Raw genomic sequence first — 494 nt, 5'->3', positions numbered from 1 at the left:
TAATTATATTTTCAAGTAATTCTTGTTTGCCACTTTTTAAAGGTAACTCAACATTATCCTGAGCAATTTTATATAAATCTTGCAAGCTTAATTTACCAGCTTCAAAATCTTTTCCTTTTCCAGAATCAAAAGAACTATATCTTTCTTTTCTAAGTTTTTCATAAGGAGATGATGATATAATCTTATCTGCAATAAGCAACGCTCTAGCAAAAGTATCTGCGCCTCCAATATGAGCTATAAAAACATCCTCTACATCAGTAGAGTTTCTTCTTATTTTGGCGTCAAAATTGATTCCACCCCCTTTTAAACCGCCGGCTTTTAAAAATGATAACATGGCTTCGGTAGTTTCTTGAATGTTGTTTGGAAATTGATCGGTATCCCACCCGTTTTGATAGTCTCCTCTATTTGCATCTAAACTACCTAGCATGCCAGCATTAGCTGCTACTTCTATTTCATGTTGAAATGTATGTTGTGCTAATGTGGCATGGTTAACC

At 34.4% G+C, this 494-nt stretch carries 1 pseudogene; it reads right to left on the bottom strand.

Going from position 1 to position 494, the window contains the following annotated elements:
• Positions 1–494 (bottom strand): annotated as a pseudogene (locus IU405_RS00475) (xylose isomerase); the annotation flags it as partial.

The sequence above is a fragment of the Polaribacter sp. BAL334 genome, from assembly GCF_015767435.1.
Taxonomy (GTDB): Bacteria; Bacteroidota; Bacteroidia; order Flavobacteriales; family Flavobacteriaceae; genus Polaribacter.
This window is presented reverse-complemented; position numbering and strand designations above follow the sequence as displayed.